General features: G+C 51.9%; 2 tRNA genes and 1 rRNA gene. All 3 read right to left on the reverse strand.

Annotation, left to right across the window (positions count from 1 at the left end):
• A 23S ribosomal RNA gene (locus tag PKE79_RS16715) occupies nucleotides 1–820 on the reverse strand; the annotation flags it as partial.
• Nucleotides 821–1,002: 182 nt separating this feature from the next.
• A tRNA-Glu gene (locus tag PKE79_RS16720) sits at nucleotides 1,003–1,078 on the reverse strand.
• Nucleotides 1,079–1,153: 75 nt separating this feature from the next.
• Nucleotides 1,154–1,230 (reverse strand) — tRNA-Asp (locus PKE79_RS16725).
• Between the last annotated feature and the right edge of the window lie 28 nt (nucleotides 1,231–1,258).

Here is a 1,258-nt window from a genome sequence, read left to right on the forward strand (position 1 = left end):
CTTTCGGGGAGAACCAGCTATCTCCCGGTTTGATTGGCCTTTCACCCCCAGCCACAAGTCATCCGCTAATTTTTCAACATTAGTCGGTTCGGTCCTCCAGTTAGTGTTACCCAACCTTCAACCTGCCCATGGCTAGATCACCGGGTTTCGGGTCTATACCCTGCAACTTAACGCCCAGTTAAGACTCGGTTTCCCTGCGGCTCCCCTATACGGTTAACCTTGCTACAGAATATAAGTCGCTGACCCATTATACAAAAGGTACGCAGTCACACCCGAAGGTGCTCCCACTGCTTGTACGTACACGGTTTCAGGTTCTTTTTCACTCCCCTCGCCGGGGTTCTTTTCGCCTTTCCCTCACGGTACTGGTTCACTATCGGTCAGTCAGGAGTATTTAGCCTTGGAGGATGGTCCCCCCATATTCAGACAGGATACCACGTGTCCCGCCCTACTCTTCGAGTTCACAGCCTGTGCATTTTGGTGTACGGGACTATCACCCTGTACCGTCGGACTTTCCAGACCGTTCCACTAACACACAAGCTGATTCAGACTCTGGGCTGCTCCCCGTTCGCTCGCCGCTACTGGGGGAATCTCGGTTGATTTCTTTTCCTCGGGGTACTTAGATGTTTCAGTTCCCCCGGTTCGCCTCGTTAACCTATGTATTCAGTTAACGATAGTGCAACGAATTGCACTGGGTTTCCCCATTCGGACATCGCCGGTTATAACGGTTCATATCACCTTACCGACGCTTTTCGCAGATTAGCACGTCCTTCATCGCCTCTGACTGCCAGGGCATCCACCGTGTACGCTTAGTCGCTTAACCTCACAACCCGAAGATGTTTCACTTCTGATTGCGAAAATTTGAGAGACTCGAACACACATTAACTGTGTGTCGTTTCAATTTTCAGCTTGATCCAGATTTTTAAAGAGCAAATATCTCAAACATCACCCGAAGATGAGTTTTGAGATAGTTCGGCACGCGTCTTTCACTCACGAACCAGCAAGTGGCGTCCCCTAGGGGATTCGAACCCCTGTTACCGCCGTGAAAGGGCGGTGTCCTGGGCCTCTAGACGAAGGGGACTCACTACTACGCTTACACCTTTAATGAAAAAGCCCGTTGAGGCGCACATTCTACGCACCTGAACGGGCTCAATCCTGGCGGAGTGGACGGGACTCGAACCCGCGACCCCCGGCGTGACAGGCCGGTATTCTAACCGACTGAACTACCACTCCAGTCTTTCTATCCTGCCTGCGAGCGTCG

The sequence above is a fragment of the Microbacterium barkeri genome, assembly GCF_027921765.1.
Classification (GTDB): Bacteria; Actinomycetota; Actinomycetes; order Actinomycetales; family Microbacteriaceae; genus Microbacterium; species Microbacterium barkeri.